The following is a 15,942-nucleotide window of genomic DNA, read 5'->3' as shown; positions in this document are numbered from 1 at the left end:
TCCCCCTTGCCCAAACTTAAGCTATGGCCCGTTGAAAGTGACTTTCCCGAGGGGATTCTGCATGCCACTGTCCGAACTGCCGCAAGAACCGATCCCCCCGGAGATGGAAAAACAGCGCCAGGAACTGGCCGACATCATTCGTCGCCACGCCACCGAGGACGGCAACTACCAGACCGCCGTCGACTCGCTGGTGCTGGGGCGCCACAGCCACCCCTATGATTTCGCTCCCGTGCTGGCGCAACCGGCGCTGTGCATCATGGCCCAGGGCCGCAAGGAAATACGCCTGGGCGACGGCCATTTCATCTATGACCCGCTGCATTACCTGGTGGTCTCGGTGTCGATGCCCCTCGCCGGGCGGGTGGTGAATGTCACACCCGAGTCGCCGATCCTGTCCTTGCGCCTGGATATCGACCCGAATGAAATCAGCGCGCTGATCGCCGAAGCCGGTCCCCTGGGTGTGCCCAGCCGACCAACCGGACTGGGGCTGTATGTCGAGCGTGTGGATACCCCGATGTTCGACGCCCTGCTGCGCCTTTCGCGGCTGCTCGATGCGCCCAAGGACATTCCCATGCTCGCGCCGCTGGTGCGCCGGGAGATCCTCTATCGGCTGTTGCGCAGCCCGCAGGGATATCGCCTGTACGAGATCGCCATCGCCAACAGCCAGGGGCATCGGGTGAACCAGGCGATCAAGTGGTTGAACAGCAACTTCGAGCAGCCGCTGCGCATCGACGACCTGGCACGGGAAGTCAACCTGAGCGTTTCGACGTTGCATCACCGCTTCAAGGCGATGACCGCCATGAGCCCACTGCAGTACCAGAAGCAGTTGCGCCTGCAGGAAGCACGGCGGCTGATGCTCGCCGAAGGGCTGGACGCCTCGGCGGCGGGTTATCGGGTCGGCTACGAAAGCCCGTCGCAGTTCAGCCGCGAATACAGCCGGCTGTTCGGCGCTCCGCCGCTGCGGGATCTGGCGCGGCTGCGCCAGAGTGTCTGAAATGGGAGGTGGCCCTGTTCAGCGGGCCCGCACCACGTGCTTGATCTCCTGGAACGCCTGCAGTCCCCAGGGGCCCAGCTCCCGCCCCAGGCTGCTGCGCTTGTAGCCACCCCACGCCGCCTGCGGGAAGATCACCTGCGGTGCATTGATCCACACCAGGCCGGCCTGCAAGGCATTGGCGATGCGGTCCGCCGCCTCGCCATCGGTGGTGACGACACTCGCCACCAGGCCGAACTCGCTGTCGTTGGCCAGGGCGATCGCCTCGGCCTCGCTGGCGAAACTGCGTACGCAGACCACCGGCCCGAAGATTTCCTCGCGCCACAAGGCGCTGTCCAGCGGCACCTCGGTAAACACCGTCGGCTGCAGGAAGTAGCCGCGGGACAACGCCGGCGGCCGCCCACCGCCACAGACCAGCCGTGCGCCCATGCTCAGGCCACGATCGATGTGCCCCAACACCCGCTGATACTGCGTCTGGTTGACCAGCGCGCCCATCTCCACCTCGGGAGCGAACGGATCGGCCACGCGAATGGCTTCAGCCCGCGCCTTCAGGCGCAACAGGAACTCGTCGGCGATCTCGTCGGCGACCAGCACCCGGCTGGTCGCCGAGCACATCTGCCCGGCGTTGAAGAAGGCGCCGCCACTGGCGATTTCGACCGCCAGGTCGAGGTCGGCGTCGGCCATCACCAGCAACGACGATTTGCCTCCCAGTTCCAGGCTGACGCCCTTGATGGTTTCCGCCGCCCGCTGCATCACCTGGACACCCACCGCATTGCTGCCGGTGAAGGAGATCTTCGCCACCCGCGGGTCGGCCGCAAGCGGCGCACCCACCGCCAGGCCGGTGCCGCAGACGAGGTTGAACACCCCGACCGGCAGGCCGCTGTCGGCAATAATCGAGGCCAGTTCCAGCTCCGGCAACGGCGTCACCTCCGATGGCTTGAGCACCACGCAGCAGCCCGCAGCCAGCGCCGGCGCGAGCTTCCAGGCGGTGGTGACCATCGGGAAGTTCCACGGCACGATCAACCCGACCACGCCACACGGCTCGCGGCGCACGCGAGCGGCGAAGTCGTCGCTGGGCAACGCCACGTCCTGGTCCTGCCGCTCATCCAGGCCCTCGGCCAGGCCGGCGTAGTACTCGAAGGTGGCGATCACGTCATCGACGTCGATCGCCGCCTCGAACAGCGGCTTGCCGTTGTTGGTCGATTGCAGTTGGATCAGTTTCTCGCGACGTTCGCGTACTCCCTCGGCAATTCGTCGCAGGATCGCGCCACGCTCGGCGGCCCGGCTCGCCGACCAGCCGGCGAACGCCCGCACCGCCGCCGCCACCGCCTGCCCGACCGCCTGCTCATCGCCACCGGAAACGCTGCCGAGCAAGGCTTCGGTGGCCGGATTGATCACGCGCAGCTGTTCGCTGCCGGAACGCCACTGACCATCGATGTAGAGGCCGTCCTGATTCATTTGCGCTTTCATCACTGCCCCCTTCCGTTCATCCAGAGCGCCTGGTCGACTTCAATCAGCGTGGGGCCCGAACGTCCTGCTGCGGCACGCAAGGCGCTGCGCAGGCTTTCCTCGCTGCTGGCGGCCTCGGCGGCACAGCCCAGGCCCTTGGCGACCGCGACGAAGTCCGGGGTATGGATATCCACGCCCACCGGCGTGATGGCGCGGTTGACCATGTATTTCTTGATCTCTTCGTACCCCTGGTTATTCCACAGCAGGACGATCACCGGCGTGCTCGCCTCGACCGCGCTGGCCAGTTCCGGCAGGGTGAACTGCAGGCCGCCGTCACCGATAAGGCAGACCACCGCGCCGCGCTCGTCACGCCGGGAGGAACGCCCGAGCCAGGCGCCGATCGCCGCCGGCAAGGCGTAGCCAAGGGTGCCGTAGCCGGTGGAGGCGTTGAACCAGCGCCGCGCCTGCCGCGGGTTGAGCGTCAGGTTGCCGGTGTACACCGGCTGGGTCGAATCGCCCACCAGCACCGCATCCGGCAGCACCTCGAGAATGGTTTCCAGAAAGCGCGTCTGGGCACGGGTCGGCGCATCCCACTGGCTGTCGAGTTCGGCACGCAGGGCCGCAGCGCGGCGGTGCCCCCAATCGTCGCGGCGCGCAGCCAGGCTGCGACCATCGAGCGCGACGAGCAACGCTTCTGCCGCCACTTGCGAATCGGACACCAGGGCGACCTTGGGCGGGTAGTTGCGCACGGTCTGGTCCGGGTCGATATCGATGCGCAGCAGGGTACCGGGGATTTCGAAACCGCCGGCGAAGGTGATGTCATAGTCGGTTTCCGCCAGCTCGGTGCCGATCGCCAGGACCACGTCGGCCTCGGCCACCAGGGCGCGGGTGGCGACCAGGGACTGGGTCGAGCCGATCAGCAGCGGATGCTCGCCGGGCAGCATGCCCTTGGCGTTGATGGTCAGGGCCACGGGCGCGTCGAGCCGTTCGGCGAGCCGGGTCAGGGCCGGCGCGGCGTCGATGGCACCGCCACCGGCGAGGATCAGCGGGCGTTTGGCAGCCGCGAGCCAGTCGGCCATTTGCGCCACGGCGGCGGGTGCCGCACCGGCCCGGGCAATGTTCACCGGCTGGCTGTCGAGCAAGGCGTCGGCGTTTTCCACCAGCACGTCGAGCGGGATCTCGATATGCACCGGACGCGGCCGCCCGGCCTGGAACAGGGCGAATGCCCGGGCCAGCACCGCAGGCAGCTCAGCCGCCGACATCAGGGTATGGGAGAACGCCGCCACGCCGGCCACCAGGGCGCGCTGGTTCGGCAGTTCATGGAGTTTGCCGCGCCCGCCGCCCAACTGGCTGCGCGACTGCACGCTGGAGATCACCAGCATCGGGATCGAGTCGGCATAGGCCTGGCCCATCGCGGTGGTGATATTGGTCATGCCGGGGCCGGTGATGATGAAACATACCCCGGGCTTGCCGCTGGTGCGCGCATACCCGTCCGCCATGAAGCCGGCACCCTGCTCATGCCGTGGCGTGATGTGCTCGATGGTTGAGGTCGCCAGGCCGCGATACAGCTCCACGGTATGCACGCCGGGAATGCCGAACACCTGCTCGACCCCGTAGCCCTCCAGTAACTTGACCAATACTTCGCCGCACGTCGCCATCGCTTGCCCCCTGTTGTTCGTCTTGACCGTGGCAGCGCGGGCCACGGTGGTGGCGTTATTGGAGCGTCCGGGCGATGGCGGGCACAACGCAAAAATAGTCATACTAGCCATGTCCTGTCGTCATGCCTGAGTCCGCCATGAAACGTCTTCCACCCTTGCCGGCGCTGCATACCTTTCTGATCACCGCCCAGTGCTGCAACTTCACCCGGGCGGCCGAGCAGTTGCACATCACCCAGGGTGCGGTGAGCCGACAGATCGCCGGGCTGGAGCAGCACCTGGGTTATGCGTTGTTCCAGCGCCAGGCCCGCGGCCTGAGCCTGACCGCCCAGGGACGCGAGCTGTTTCCACGGATACAGGAAGTGTTCCGGCAGATCGAAGAGGCGGTGGACCACGTGGGCGCCGGGCATCCGGCGCTGAAGCTCAAGGCGCCGATCTGCATGATCCGCTGGCTGTTGCCGCGCCTGCTGCACTGGCGCAAGGAGCGTCCGGATGTGCCGGTGGAACTGACCACCAGCCTGCAGCACGGGGTCGACTTCCGCCGCGAGGACTTCGACGTGGCGGTGATCTATGGCGCCCCGCCGGGCCCCGCGGTGACCGCCCACCATCTGTTCGACGAGCAACTGACACCGGTCTGTTCACCCCAGTTGAGGCAGGGCGCGATCGCGCTGGAGCAGGTCACTGACCTGGAGCACCACACCCTGCTGCACCCCACGCTGGACCAGCAGGACTGGCAGACCTGGCTCGAGGCGGCCGGTGTCAGCCTGGGCAATATCGGCCAGGGCCAGCACCTGGAGACCATGGACGTGGCGATGTCCCTGGCGTCCCAGGGCACGGGCGTGGCGATCGGCGACTGGGCGTTGATCGGCGAGGACCTGAGTGCCGGCCGACTGATGATGCCGTTCGATTTGCGGGTGCGTACCGGGCAGGCGTACTACCTGGCGTATCCGAAGCGCTCGGAGGGGTCGGCGGCGCTGCATGAACTGAGGGAGTGGCTGGTGGGGCAGGCGGCGCAGCGGACTGATCGGTAGGGGCGATGCAACGTTCCGCTATCGCCAGCAAGCCGGCTCCCGGAGTGTCGGCGTCGTCCACCCGTCTTGTGTACAACACACAACCTGCAGGAGCCGGCTCGCTGGCGATCCGCCGAAGGCGGCCATTTTCCGGCCGCCAAAGGACGGGATCAGTAACCGACGGCGAAACGCTGACGCGAGTGGGCGGGTTGCTCGATTTCGTCCAACAGGGCAATCGCATAGTCGGCGAAAGTGATCCAACTGCGCCCTTCGGCACTCACCAGCAGATGATCCTTGCCCAGACGGAAACGGCCGGTGCGCTCACCCTCGACGAACTCCGCCGAGGGCGAGAGGAAGGTCCAGTCCAGTTCCTTTTCCTGGCGCAGGCTCTCCAGGAATGCCGCCCCGGCGCTCGCCTCGGCCTTGTACTCCGGCGGGAAACCGGGGCTGTCGATGACCCGGCTGTTGTCCGGCAGCAGCAGCGAACCGGCCCCACCGACCACCAGCAGGCGCTTGACCCCGGCCTTCTTCACCGGGCCGATCACCGCCGCCGCCGGCAAAGTGGCGAAGTGCGCGGCACTGATGACCACGTCATGGCCGGCGACCGCCGCTTCCAGCGCCGCGGCGTCCAGCGCATCGACCGCCTTGCTGACCACACCCTCGCGATGGGCGATCTTGGCCGTGTTGCGGGCAATGGCCGTGACGCTGTGGCCGCGACGCAGGGCTTCTTCCAGCAGTTGGCTACCGGCACGACCGGTGGCACCGATGATTGCAATCTTGCTCATGACACTCTCCAGTTCCAATCGAATGACGCTGTGCGTCGAGGGAGTCGCCCTGTCCGGGAACAGGGCGCCTGATCCGCAAACCCTTTTGTCAGTGGCCGGGCCGGCTCACCACTTCATTTCACCCTTGGCGACCTTGGCGCTGAGTTCCAGGGAGGATTCCTCGCCGAGGTTCGGATAACGCTGTTTCATCGCCGCGATCAGTTGCGCCGAGTCCTTGGCCTTGGCCGTTTCCTCGTCGAAGGCCTTGATGTAGTCCGCCGTGAATTGTGCGGCGGCCAGCGTATGCGGGCCGTCACCCAGGAAATGGCCCGGCACCAGGATCTTCGGCCGCAGCGCCTGGATCCGTTGCAGCGTCGCCAGCCAGTCCCGGTGGGACTGGGCGGACTGGGTGTCGGCCATCCACACGTGGATGTTCTGTGCGACCACCACGCCGCCGACCACCGCCTTGAGCGACGGGATCCAGACGAAGCTGCGATCCGGCTGCGGGCCATCCAGGCCGATCACCTCCAGCTCGCGTCCTTCCAACATCAGACGATTGCCCTGGAGGACCTCCGGCACGATGGTCCTGGCGGGAACATCAGTTCCCATTTTCGGCCCCCAGAACGCCAGCTTGCCGTCGACCGTGGCCTTGATGTGCGCCACGGTCGGCGCCGACGCCAGCACCTTGGCCTGGGGAAAGGCCCTTGTGAGGGTGTCCAGGCCGAAGTAGTAGTCCGGGTCACCATGGCTGATGTAGATGGCGGTCAGTTGCTTGCCACTGGCGCGGATCTTCTCCACCACCTGTTCGGCCTGGGACTTGCCGAACTGGGCGTCGACCAGCACCGCTTCCTTGCTACCGCTGACCAGTACCGAACTGACCGGGAAAATCGCCGAGGTGCCGGGGTTGTAGACATCCAGGGTCAGCGCCGGCTCGGCGGCGGCCGCGTGGGCGGCAAAACCCAGCACCGCGCTGGCGAGCAGGAGGCGGCGAAGTGAGGTGAATCCAATCATGTAACGCTCCGGTATCTGTAGGCCGTGATAGGCGATGGACAGAGCTTAGTTGCCCGAACCGATACAAAAAATGCGATGCTGGGACATAGTTTGTTTCTCAAAGCGAGCAAATCATGGATCGTCTCACCGCCATGCGGGTGTTCGTCACAGTGGTCGACCTGGGCAGCCAGTCGGCGGCGGCGGACCATCTGGAAATGTCACGCCCGGTGGTTTCGCGCTACCTGGCAGAACTGGAGGACTGGATCGGTGCACGGCTGATGCATCGCACCACCCGCAAGCTGAGCCTGACTGCGGCCGGCACTGAAACCCTGCCGCGTTGCCGGCAACTGCTGGAGCTGTCCGGCGACATGCAGGCCGCCGTGAGCATCCCCGACGAGGCGCCGCGCGGCCTGCTGCGGATCAGCGTCAGCACCTCGTTCGGCCAGGCCCAGTTCGCCGACGCGATGACCGAGTACGTGCGCCGCTTCCCCGGCGTCAACATCGACCTGCAGATGCTCGACCGCACCGTCAACCTGGTGGACGAGCGCATCGACCTGGCCATCCGCGCCAGCAACGACCTGGACCCGAACCTCATCGCCCGGCGGCTGACCGTCTGCCGCTCGGTGATCTGCGCCTCGCCGGCCTACCTGCGCGAACACCCGGCACCACAGCGGGTGGAGGACCTGAGCCGCCACAACTGCCTGACGCATTCCTACTTCGGCAAGAGCCTCTGGCACTTCGAACAGGACGGCGAGCAGGTGTCGGTCCCGGTGCAGGGCAATATCAGCGCGAACGAGGCCAGCACCCTGCTGCGTGCCGCCATGGCCGGTGCCGGTATCTCGATGCTGCCCACCTACCAGGCCTGGGCATACCTGCGCAGCGGCGAACTGGTGCGCCTGCTGGCCCACGCCGAACCGCGCACCATGGACATGTACGCCGTGTATGCCTCGCGCAAGCACATGCCGGCAACGCTGCGCAGCATGCTCGATTTCCTGGTGGTGCGGTTTCCGGAAACACCGGCCTGGGACAAGGACCTCTGATCGAGGAAAAGCTGGCAAGTGGCGGCCACTGGCCTAATCTTGAACTCAGTACTTCTCGCGAACCGGGTTCGACAGTCAGAGGTCTGCGTCATGAATATTCTAAAAACAAGAACATGTGCCGCCGTACTTGCCATCGGCGCCGTACTGGCTCTGTACGCCACCGCTGCCTGGCGGGTCGAACAGATCAGGCAGGCGCCCCACGCCGTCGCCAGCTGCAACCTGGAGCACTGCGTGCCGCACACCGCGAGCCTCAGTGCCTTGAGGTAAGGCCCTAGGCTATGTACGAAATCGCTTGAAACTTGGTTATGCGGCGTTAAAAACCGGCTCGGAATGCTCATTTACTCCAGTAAAGTCGGGCGCGACCCCGGCCGTTCCTCGCCGATTTTTGCCTTGCCTAACCTGCGTTTCAAACAATTTCGTACACAGCCTAGCGGTCGATCCCGGCGCGAAAGGCGCTGGGCGAAAGCCCGGTCATGCGGCGGAAGAACCGGGCGAAGTAGGCCGGGTCGGCAAAACCCAGCTCGTCCGCCACCCGGCTGACGCTCATGCGCGTGTAGATCAGGTTGCGCTTGGCTTCCAGCAACAGCCGCTGGTGGATCAGTTGCAACGCCGACTGCCCCGCCCATTCCCGACAGATGCCGTTCAGGTGCGCCACCGAGATCCCCACCTGGTGAGACAACTGCTCGACCGTCGGATGCTCGCGAAAATGCGCCTCGACCAGCCCGTTGAAACGGCTCAGGTACTCGCGCCCTCGTCCGGCCGACTGACCGGCCGCCTCACGGCGGATCACCTGGCGACTGAGCCACACCAGCAACACGCTGACCAGCGAGCGCAGGAGCAGGTCCCGCGCCGGCTGGTTCGCCGCGTATTCGCTCTGCAAGGCACTGAACAAGCGGTTGAGGTAGGCCCGGTCGCGCCCCGCCGGGTAGCTGGCGGCCAGCGCCAGCGCGTCCGGCGAACTGCCCAGTTGCTGTTGCAGTTGCGCCACCAGCGGTGCGGCCAGGGTCAGCACATGGCCGTCGATGTTCTCGGAAAACTGAAAGCCGTGCACGCACAGGGGCGGCACCACCTGGATCGCCGATTCATTCAGGGTGGTGCGCTGCCCCTCGATATCGACCCGGGCCTGGCCCTTGTTCAGAAACAGCAACTGGCACAGATCGGCATGCCGGTGCGGCTGGATTTCCCAATGATGCAGGCGGCTGCGCTTGGGAATGGTCTCGCAGTGCAACAGGTCGGGGGCGATCCAGTCCTGGTCCTCTCCGTAGAGCTTGAACACCGGGATCGGTGCCGTCACTGGCTTTTCCATCTGTGCACGAGCCTTGGGCGATAATCGCCCTTATTGTTGAAAAGTACCGATAAAGGCGCAGTTTTCACCTTCTAAAGCGTCTTTTTCAAGCGAAAAATGCAAGCACAAATCATAACAACCTACTCACCGGCCCGCCGCGTGAAGCTTGCAGAGAGAACAACAATGAAAACTCAAGTCGCCATTATCGGTGCCGGTCCGTCCGGCCTGCTGCTCGGCCAGTTGCTGCACAACGCCGGCATCGACACCGTGATCATCGAACGCCAGACTCCGGAGTACGTGCTCGGCCGCATCCGCGCCGGGGTGCTGGAACAGGGCATGGTCGATCTGTTGCGCCAGGCCGGGGTCAATCGCCGGATGGACGCCGAGGGCCTGGTGCATGGCGGCTTCGAGCTGGCGTTCGACGGACGCCGGGTGCATATCGACCTCAAGACCCTGACCGGCGGCAAGAGCGTGATGATCTACGGCCAGACCGAGGTCACCCGCGACCTGATGGCCGCCCGCGAGGCTGCGGGCGCCCGGACCGTCTACAGCGCCAGCAACGTCCAGCCCCACGGCATGAAGACCGACGCGCCCTGGCTGACCTACGAGAAGGACGGCCAGACCCACCGCCTGGACTGCGACTACATCGCTGGCTGCGACGGTTTCCACGGTGTGGCGCGGCAGTCGATTCCGGCCGAGGCGCTGAAGATCTTCGAGCGGGTCTACCCGTTCGGCTGGCTGGGGATTCTCGCCGACACGCCGCCGGTCAGCGAGGAACTGGTGTATGCCAATCACGAGCGCGGCTTCGCCCTGTGCAGCATGCGTTCACCGACCCGCACCCGCTACTACGTGCAGGTGCCGGCCGACGAGAAGGTCGAGGACTGGTCCGATGCGCGCTTCTGGGAAGAGCTCAAGGCGCGTCTGCCAGACAGCCTGGCCCGGGGCCTGGTCACCGGTCCGTCGATCGAGAAGAGTATCGCGCCGCTGCGCAGCTTCGTGGTCGAACCCATGCAGTACGGCCGGATGTTCCTGGTCGGCGACGCCGCCCACATCGTTCCGCCGACCGGCGCCAAGGGGCTGAATCTGGCGGCCAGCGACGTCAGCACGCTGTTTAATATCCTGCTCAAGGTCTACCGCGAAGGGCGCAGTGAGTTGCTGGAACAGTATTCGCGGATCTGCCTGCGGCGGGTGTGGAAAGCCGAGCGTTTCTCCTGGTGGATGACCTCGATCCTGCATCGTTTCCCCGATACCGATGCCTTCAGCCAACGCTTGCAGCAGACCGAACTGGAGTACTTCGTCAGCTCCGAGGCCGGGCGTCGGACCATCGCGGAAAATTACGTCGGCCTTCCGTATGAGGCTATCGAATAGCAAGCTATCGAGTAAACTGACACGCATTCCCGCACCCGGCGCAGCCGCCCGAGTGCGGGCCCACTTCCGCGTGCAGGTTATACCGTGACCAACCTCAATCAGCCCGGCCAGACGAAGCCGGCGATTCGCAGCCTACTGATCGCCCTGATGCTGGCGATCTTCCTTGGTGCCCTCGACCAGACCATCGTTGCGGTCTCGATGCCGGCCATTTCCGCGCAGTTCAAGGATGTCGGCCTGCTGGCCTGGGTGATTTCCGGCTACATGGTCGCCATGACCGTAGCCGTGCCCATCTACGGCAAGCTCGGTGACCTCTATGGCCGCCGCCGGCTGATGCTGTTCGGCATGGGCCTGTTCACCCTGGCCTCGCTGTTCTGCGGCCTGGCCCAGAGCATGGAGCAACTGGTGCTGGCGCGGATCATTCAGGGCATCGGTGCCGGCGGCATGGTTTCGGTCAGCCAGGCGATCATCGGCGATGTCGTGCCACCGCGGGAACGCGGTCGCTACCAGGGCTACTTCAGCAGCATGTATGCGCTGGCCAGCGTCGCCGGCCCGGTGCTGGGCGGCTACATGACCCAATACCTGTCATGGCGCTGGGTGTTCCTGATCAACCTGCCGCTGGGGCTGACGGCCTGGTGGGTCGCCCACCGGGTGCTGGTCGGGCTGCCGGTGCCGCAGCGCAAGCCGATCATCGACTACCTCGGCACGGTGCTGATGGTCATCGGCCTGACCGCCCTGCTGCTGGGCATCACCCGGATCGGCCAGGGCCACCGCTGGAGCGACAGCGATGTGCTCGGGCTACTGGCCATTGCCGCAGTCGGCCTGACGCTGTTCGTCCTGCACGAACGACGCACCCTCGAACCCTTGCTGCCGATGCACCTGTTCCTCAACCGCAATGCCGTGCTGTGCTGGTGCACGGTCTTCTTCACCAGCTTTCAGGCGATCTCGCTGACCGTGCTGATGCCGCTGCGCTTGCAGAGCGTGACCGGCGCCGGTGCCGACAGTGCGGCACTGCACCTGCTGCCGCTGGCGATGGGCCTGCCCATGGGGGCCTACTTCGCCGGGCGCATGACCTCGGTAACCGGCTACTACAAGCCGTTGATCCTCAGTGGCGCGCTGCTGATGCCGCTGGCCATTCTCGGCATGGCCTTTACCGCGCCCCAGGCGGTGCTGCTGAGCAGCCTGTTCATGCTGCTGTGCGGCATTGCCGGCGGCCTGCAATTCCCGACCTCGCTGGTGGGCACCCAGAACTCGGTGGAACAGCGCGATATCGGCGTTGCCACCAGCACCACCAACCTGTTCCGCTCACTGGGTGGCGCCGTGGGCGTGGCGCTGATGTCGGCGCTGCTGCTGGCCCTGGTGCAGGGCTCGGGCCTGACCCATCTGGCCAGCGGCGCGGTGCTCGGCGAAGGCAGCGCGGGCAATGCCCTGCTCGACGGACTCAACGCCGCCGGTCCGGCCCGGCAAGCCCTGCGGGCCGAGTTGCTGCTGACCTTCCGCCATCTGCTGCTGATCAGCGCCGGGGTTGCCCTGCTCGGGCTGGCCGCGGCGATCGCCATGCCCAACCGGGTATTGCGTGGGCGGGAGGACAAGGCCCGCTGAAGGGGCTCTGGTATCGGCTTGTGGCGATGGCCTCCCCTGGGCAGGGCTTGCGGACGTATTCGCCGGCAAGCCGGGTTCCTACAGGGCACGAGCCGGCTCCCACCCGGGGCAGTCGATAGACTCGACTTCAGGGGCGGTAGTACCCGACCGCCACCAGCACCTGCCCGACCCGCTTGAGGTAGGTGTGCTTGTTTTCGACCTTGCCGGTCACCGGGTTCTTCCAGCGATACTCGTACTCGCCCTCCGCCTGCCTGTTCATCAACGCCAGGATCGGTTCTCCCACCGGCTTGCCGTCGGGGTCCCGGACCTTGGCGAAATCGGTATTGACCAGACGCTGATTGGTGCCATGGCCAGGTATCGACGGGTCTTGAGATCCACCACGAAGACATACAGGTCATCCTGCAGGAAACCGCCCGGCAGGGCGTTGATCTCATCGAGCAACCCCTGGCGGTCCCTGTCCAGTTCGGTCGCCGCCCGGGCCAGAAATGCCCTGGCTTCCTGCGCCGACGCCCGGGGCAGGTAGTAGCCGACCGCCAGGATGCGCTCGCCGACCCGCTGGTAGAACACCCGCTTGCGCTCGACCTTGCCATCCTTCCAGTTCCGCCAACGATATTCGGCCTCCCGGATTCCAGCGTTTTCCGGCGTGTTCAGCGCGGCCTTGAACGCCTCGCGCAAATCCGCACCGAGCACCTCGGAAACGTCCCGGCCGATCAGCGCCGAGGACGGTCCGCCACTGGCCAGCATCACCCCGTGGGTATCGACCACGAAGACATAACGATCCTGGTCGACGAACTCGCCCTGGCGGCTGAAGGCGGCAAACGCCTTGTCGCCCTGCTCGCGGTAATAGGCCAGGGCCTTTTCCAGCAGGGCCCTGGCCGCCGGCGCCTGATCGTCCGACGCGGTCGCCGCCAGCACCGGTCCCAGGCACAACAGCATCATCAGACAGCCCGACAAGGCCCGAATCAAACCCAACCCCATGGTGCAGTCCCCTTCCTGTTGATCTGCCAGCAGCGTAGACCGTCGCGGCCTATACGGAAGCATTCAGCAGACAGGGGTCGCCTCGACAGCCGCGGATAGCCGTCAAAATTGAGCGGTTATTTTCCAGAGGCCGCACTAGAATGCGTCCATCGCACACCCGCCGATGGAATCGTGATGCCGTTTCGCTCCGTGATCTACTCGCAACGCTCCCTGGTCGTGACACTGATCGCTCTGCTCGGCTGCGGCTTCCTGGCCACCTCACTGCTCAGCTACTACGCCTCGCGGGCCTCGATCCGCGACGGCATCATCAATACCGAACTGCCGCTGACCTCCGACACGGTCTACTCGGAGATCCAGAAGGACCTGGTACGGCCCATCCTGATTTCCTCGATGATGGCCCGCGACACCTTCCTGCGCGACTGGGTCATGGCCGGTGAGCGCGACCCGCAGCAGATGACCCGCTACCTCAACGAGGTCATGACCCATTACGGCGCCTATACCGCCTTCTTCGTTTCCAACAGCAACCTGACCTACTACCAGGCCAAGGGCGTGCTGAAAAAAGTGCGCAGCAACGAGCCACGCGACCTCTGGTACTTCCGTGTGCGGGACATGAAGGAACCCTACGAGATCAACGTCGACCCGGACATGGCCAACCATGACAGCCTGACGTTCTTCATCAACTACAAGGTGTTCGACTACCAGGAAAACTTCATCGGCGCGGCCGGAGTCGGCCTGACGGTCGACGCGGTGGTCAAGCTGATCGACAAGTACCAGCAGCGCTATCAGCGCAGCGTGTACTTCGTCGACAACTTCGGCCGCCTGGTGCTCACCGGTGCCGACGGCGGCCCCGAGGGCGCCCGGGTCGGCCAGTCGCTGAACCATCTGCAAAGCCTGCAGAACCTGCAGGCCAAGCTGCCCAAGCCTCACGACGGCAGCTATGAATACGCCGAGCCGGACGGCAAGAAGCACTTCCTCAATGTGCGCTTCATTCCGGAACTGAACTGGTACCTGTTCGTCGACAAGCGCGAGGACGGCGCCCTCAGCGGCATTCGCCAGTCGCTGTACCTGAACCTGCTGATCTGCCTGGTGGTGACCCTGATCGTGCTGGCCCTGCTCAATCGCGTGATACATCGCTACCAGCGCAAGATCCAGGCCCTGGCCACCCAGGACAGCCTCACCGGCCTGCCCAACCGTCGCGGTTTCGACCTGCTGGCGGCCCAGGCCCTCAACGAGGCCCAGCGCGAGCCCAAGCCGCTGACCGCGTTGCTGCTGGACCTGGACCACTTCAAGCAGCTCAACGACAGCCATGGCCACCTGGCCGGCGACGTGGTGCTGAGCGGCTTCGCCCGACACCTGGAAAGCTGCCTGCGCCAGTCGGACATCATCTGCCGCTGGGGTGGCGAGGAATTCATCGTCCTGCTCAAGGACACCGATAGCGCCAGCGCCCATCTGATCGCCGAGAAGATTCGCCAGCACATCGAACAGCAACGCTACGGCTACAACGGCAAGAGCCTGCACCTGACCGTCAGCATCGGTCTGACTTCACTGCACACCGACGATACCCTGCACACCCTGCTGGCCCGCGCCGACCAGGCGCTGTACCGGGCCAAGCAGAGTGGGCGCAACCGTGTCTGCAGCGACGTGGCGATCCCCGCCCATGCCTGACGCCAGCCTCTGCCCCGCCTGCGGTGCGCGCAATGACTGCACCCTGGCCGATCCGCGCACCGCAACCCGGCCCTGCTGGTGCTACAGCGTCAGGATCGACCCGGCCGTGCTCGAGGCCCTGCCCGCCGAACTGCGCAACGCCGCCTGCCTGTGCCCGCGCTGCGCCCAGGTGGATGAACAGCTGAAGCAGCCGCCGCCATCATGACGTAGAATGCCGGCCCGTTTTCCCGCGATCATCCCTCCATGCGCCTGGACCGATTCCTCAGCAACCTGCCCCGCTTCAATCGCCAGCAGGTCCGCCTGCTGCTGGCGGAACGGCGGGTACGGGTCGACGGCCTGGTCACCGCTGATCCACACCACGAAGTGCGCGAATTCAGCCGGGTCGAGGTGGACGACGAGGTCCTGCAGGCCGGCCGCCCGGCACGCTATTTCATGCTGCACAAACCCACGGGGTGTGTCAGCGCGACCCGCGACCCGCAGCACCGCACCGTGCTCGACCTGCTCGAGGAACCGGATGTCGACGAGTTGCACATCGCCGGGCGCCTGGACTTCAACACCACCGGCCTGATGCTGCTGACCAACGACGGCCATTGGTCCAGGCGCCTGACCCGGCCAGAGACCAAGCTGCCCAAGGTCTATTACGTGGAAACCGAGCAGGAGATCGGCGCGCAGTACGCCGAGACGTTCGCCCGAGGCCTGTACTTCGCCTTCGAAGACCTCACCACCCAACCCGCCGAACTGCAACGACTGGGGCCGCGCAGCGCCCGGCTGAGCATCGTCGAAGGCCGCTATCACCAGGTCAAGCGGATGTTCGGCCACTTCGATAACAAGGTCCTGCGCCTGCACCGCGAACGCATGGGTCCGCTGGTGCTCGACGACGCGCTCGCCCCCGGGCAATACCGCCCGCTGACGGCCGAGGAAATCGCCCTGGTTTGAGTCACCTACCGTTGAGCAGAAGTGAGCCGCTTATGCCAAATCGCTCCTTGCGAAATCGCCGGACCACTGCTTGAATCAGTCCGTCAGCCAAAAAATGACTGACAGGTCACCGCCTAGCTGCAAAAAACTTTTCGTCGGCGCCAGGGCTTGCCAGCCGTGGCTTTCCGACCGATTGCCCGCCTATAACAACACCCGCCGGCCAGCGCGTCACCGGA

General features: G+C 65.5%; 14 protein-coding genes and 1 pseudogene. 9 read left to right on the top strand and 6 right to left on the bottom strand.

Features of this window, described 5'->3' with window-relative positions; translation table 11 throughout:
* Positions 1 to 61: 61 nt before the first annotated feature.
* Positions 62 to 991 (top strand): AraC family transcriptional regulator, encoded by a 930-nt coding sequence (locus ACZ5KU_RS07170; RefSeq protein WP_054060848.1) that lies wholly within the window; start codon positions 62 to 64, stop codon positions 989 to 991.
* An 18-nt stretch (positions 992 to 1,009) separates the two neighbouring features.
* On the opposite strand, the gene ACZ5KU_RS07165 is transcribed toward ACZ5KU_RS07170, so the two are convergent.
* The gene (locus ACZ5KU_RS07165) at positions 1,010 to 2,458 is read right to left on the bottom strand and encodes an aldehyde dehydrogenase family protein (protein ID WP_464736966.1); all 1,449 of its coding nucleotides are present in this window, start codon (positions 2,456 to 2,458) and stop codon (positions 1,010 to 1,012) included.
* Entirely contained in the window at positions 2,458 to 4,095 is a 1,638-nt protein-coding gene (locus ACZ5KU_RS07160) for a 5-guanidino-2-oxopentanoate decarboxylase (protein ID WP_464737393.1), read from the bottom strand. The genes ACZ5KU_RS07165 and ACZ5KU_RS07160 overlap by 1 nt, the downstream gene beginning before the upstream one ends.
* 137 nt (positions 4,096 to 4,232) lie before the next feature.
* On the opposite strand from ACZ5KU_RS07160, the gene ACZ5KU_RS07155 reads away from it, so the two are divergent.
* Complete coding sequence (locus tag ACZ5KU_RS07155) at positions 4,233 to 5,123, top strand: LysR substrate-binding domain-containing protein (protein WP_054057989.1); 891 nt, start codon at positions 4,233 to 4,235, stop codon at positions 5,121 to 5,123.
* A gap of 149 nt (positions 5,124 to 5,272) precedes the next feature.
* On the opposite strand, the gene ACZ5KU_RS07150 is transcribed toward ACZ5KU_RS07155, so the two are convergent.
* Entirely contained in the window at positions 5,273 to 5,887 is a 615-nt protein-coding gene (locus ACZ5KU_RS07150; RefSeq protein WP_054057988.1) for an NAD(P)-dependent oxidoreductase, read from the bottom strand.
* Between the two features lie 105 nt (positions 5,888 to 5,992).
* A complete protein-coding gene (locus ACZ5KU_RS07145; protein ID WP_054063965.1) occupies positions 5,993 to 6,877 on the bottom strand; it encodes an MBL fold metallo-hydrolase in 885 nt (294 codons plus the stop codon).
* 113 nt (positions 6,878 to 6,990) lie between these two features.
* On the opposite strand from ACZ5KU_RS07145, the gene ACZ5KU_RS07140 reads away from it, so the two are divergent.
* Both ACZ5KU_RS07140 and ACZ5KU_RS07135 read left to right on the top strand, forming a co-directional pair.
* On the top strand, positions 6,991 to 7,896 hold the full coding sequence (locus ACZ5KU_RS07140) for a LysR family transcriptional regulator (RefSeq protein WP_054057986.1): 906 nt from the start codon (positions 6,991 to 6,993) through the stop codon (positions 7,894 to 7,896).
* A 90-nt stretch (positions 7,897 to 7,986) separates the two neighbouring features.
* The gene (locus ACZ5KU_RS07135) at positions 7,987 to 8,163 is read left to right on the top strand and encodes a hypothetical protein (RefSeq protein WP_193394226.1); all 177 of its coding nucleotides are present in this window, start codon (positions 7,987 to 7,989) and stop codon (positions 8,161 to 8,163) included.
* Between the two features lie 160 nt (positions 8,164 to 8,323).
* Here ACZ5KU_RS07135 and ACZ5KU_RS07130 read toward each other — a convergent pair whose 3' ends face one another.
* Positions 8,324 to 9,202 (bottom strand): helix-turn-helix domain-containing protein, encoded by an 879-nt coding sequence (locus ACZ5KU_RS07130; protein ID WP_054057984.1) that lies wholly within the window; start codon positions 9,200 to 9,202, stop codon positions 8,324 to 8,326.
* Positions 9,203 to 9,364: 162 nt separating this feature from the next.
* Here ACZ5KU_RS07130 and pobA point away from each other — a divergent pair, with 162 nt between their 5' ends.
* Together pobA and ACZ5KU_RS07120 are read left to right on the top strand one after the other, a co-directional pair.
* Entirely contained in the window at positions 9,365 to 10,549 is a 1,185-nt protein-coding gene (gene pobA, locus ACZ5KU_RS07125) for a 4-hydroxybenzoate 3-monooxygenase (RefSeq protein WP_054063962.1), read from the top strand.
* An 84-nt stretch (positions 10,550 to 10,633) separates the two neighbouring features.
* Positions 10,634 to 12,148 carry an MDR family MFS transporter gene (locus tag ACZ5KU_RS07120; protein WP_464736965.1) on the top strand — a complete coding sequence of 505 codons (1,515 nt, stop codon included), beginning with the start codon at positions 10,634 to 10,636 and terminating at the stop codon, positions 12,146 to 12,148.
* A 127-nt stretch (positions 12,149 to 12,275) separates the two neighbouring features.
* Here ACZ5KU_RS07120 and ACZ5KU_RS07115 read toward each other — a convergent pair.
* Positions 12,276 to 13,126 (bottom strand): annotated as a pseudogene (locus ACZ5KU_RS07115) (cache domain-containing protein).
* Between the two features lie 174 nt (positions 13,127 to 13,300).
* Between ACZ5KU_RS07115 and ACZ5KU_RS07110 the strand changes: the two are divergent.
* The 3 genes from ACZ5KU_RS07110 to ACZ5KU_RS07100 are packed head-to-tail and all read left to right on the top strand — an operon-like array spanning position 13,301 to position 15,727.
* Entirely contained in the window at positions 13,301 to 14,791 is a 1,491-nt protein-coding gene (locus tag ACZ5KU_RS07110) for a sensor domain-containing diguanylate cyclase (protein WP_054058930.1), read from the top strand.
* On the top strand, positions 14,784 to 14,996 hold the full coding sequence (locus ACZ5KU_RS07105; protein ID WP_054058929.1) for a cysteine-rich CWC family protein: 213 nt from the start codon (positions 14,784 to 14,786) through the stop codon (positions 14,994 to 14,996). Before ACZ5KU_RS07110 ends, ACZ5KU_RS07105 begins: the two co-directional genes overlap by 8 nt.
* Before the next feature lie 38 nt (positions 14,997 to 15,034).
* The gene (locus ACZ5KU_RS07100; RefSeq protein WP_464736964.1) at positions 15,035 to 15,727 is read left to right on the top strand and encodes a pseudouridine synthase; all 693 of its coding nucleotides are present in this window, start codon (positions 15,035 to 15,037) and stop codon (positions 15,725 to 15,727) included.
* The last annotated feature ends 215 nt before the right edge of the window (positions 15,728 to 15,942 follow it).

This window comes from Pseudomonas sp. Tof1, assembly GCF_055390395.1.
The sequence above is the reverse complement of the archived record's forward strand: the minus strand, read 5'-3'. Positions and strand labels throughout refer to the sequence as shown.

Excerpts from the sequence above, each read along its gene's own strand:
- ACZ5KU_RS07165 (WP_464736966.1), bottom strand. The coding sequence starts at position 2,458 with ATGAAAGCGCAAATGAATCAGGACGGCCTCTACATCGATGGTCAGTGG.
- ACZ5KU_RS07170 (WP_054060848.1), top strand. The coding sequence starts at position 62 with ATGCCACTGTCCGAACTGCCGCAAGAACCGATCCCCCCGGAGATGGAA.
- ACZ5KU_RS07110 (WP_054058930.1), top strand. The coding sequence starts at position 13,301 with ATGCCGTTTCGCTCCGTGATCTACTCGCAACGCTCCCTGGTCGTGACA.
- ACZ5KU_RS07140 (WP_054057986.1), top strand. The coding sequence starts at position 6,991 with ATGGATCGTCTCACCGCCATGCGGGTGTTCGTCACAGTGGTCGACCTG.
- ACZ5KU_RS07150 (WP_054057988.1), bottom strand. The coding sequence starts at position 5,887 with ATGAGCAAGATTGCAATCATCGGTGCCACCGGTCGTGCCGGTAGCCAA.
- ACZ5KU_RS07100 (WP_464736964.1), top strand. The coding sequence starts at position 15,035 with ATGCGCCTGGACCGATTCCTCAGCAACCTGCCCCGCTTCAATCGCCAG.
- ACZ5KU_RS07130 (WP_054057984.1), bottom strand. The coding sequence starts at position 9,202 with ATGGAAAAGCCAGTGACGGCACCGATCCCGGTGTTCAAGCTCTACGGA.
- pobA (WP_054063962.1), top strand. The coding sequence starts at position 9,365 with ATGAAAACTCAAGTCGCCATTATCGGTGCCGGTCCGTCCGGCCTGCTG.
- ACZ5KU_RS07105 (WP_054058929.1), top strand. The coding sequence starts at position 14,784 with ATGCCTGACGCCAGCCTCTGCCCCGCCTGCGGTGCGCGCAATGACTGC.
- ACZ5KU_RS07155 (WP_054057989.1), top strand. The coding sequence starts at position 4,233 with ATGAAACGTCTTCCACCCTTGCCGGCGCTGCATACCTTTCTGATCACC.
- ACZ5KU_RS07160 (WP_464737393.1), bottom strand. The coding sequence starts at position 4,095 with ATGGCGACGTGCGGCGAAGTATTGGTCAAGTTACTGGAGGGCTACGGG.
- ACZ5KU_RS07145 (WP_054063965.1), bottom strand. The coding sequence starts at position 6,877 with ATGATTGGATTCACCTCACTTCGCCGCCTCCTGCTCGCCAGCGCGGTG.
- ACZ5KU_RS07135 (WP_193394226.1), top strand. The coding sequence starts at position 7,987 with ATGAATATTCTAAAAACAAGAACATGTGCCGCCGTACTTGCCATCGGC.